Here is a 583-nt window from a genome sequence, read left to right as displayed (position 1 = left end):
ATGAACAAATCACCTCAAAAGAAGGTTGTAACCCATCGCTTCGAGCCAACCTCAAAGAATGTTCTTCTTTTCATTGGTGGCTTGGTCTTATTTCTTGTTATCTCCATTTGGGGCAATCTCACTCAATGGCGAGAGCATCAAGATTGGGAGGAGGCAGACTTGAAATATAGGGCATTGAAGATGGTGCTTTCTACTGATGACCCAAACATTCACTACATCGAAAAGTACTTCTCTATATGTCGAGACGAAAATGTTATAAATAATGTGAGGAATCGTGTTGCTGCTTACGAGGATTCTGTTCGCCACCATTATAAAATGATAGAAATGGCAACATACAAGGATAGTCTTACCAATTGCAAATTACTTGAAATTGAAGGTAAGAATATGCCTTGAAAAGCCAAATAAAGGACTTTTTCTTTATGTAACACAATTTTAATATTTCCGCAAATACGCTGTAATTTTTATATAGTACCTTTGCAACGTCATGATTCCTTATATACTGAGGATTGATAAGAATATAATAGATTAAGCAATAAAAAAATAATTATACAATGAATAATAAGGGGATTTTAACAACGGCCTT

1 pseudogene is annotated in these 583 nt (G+C 34.8%); it reads left to right on the top strand.

From position 1 onward, the window contains the following. Positions 1-393: pseudogene (locus tag KSW37_RS15740) on the top strand (hypothetical protein); the annotation flags it as partial. Positions 394-583: the final 190 nt, after the last annotated feature.

The sequence above is a fragment of the Segatella copri genome, assembly GCF_019127135.1.
Taxonomy (GTDB): domain Bacteria; phylum Bacteroidota; class Bacteroidia; order Bacteroidales; family Bacteroidaceae; genus Prevotella.
The sequence above is the reverse complement of the archived record's forward strand: the minus strand, read 5'-3'. Positions and strand labels throughout refer to the sequence as shown.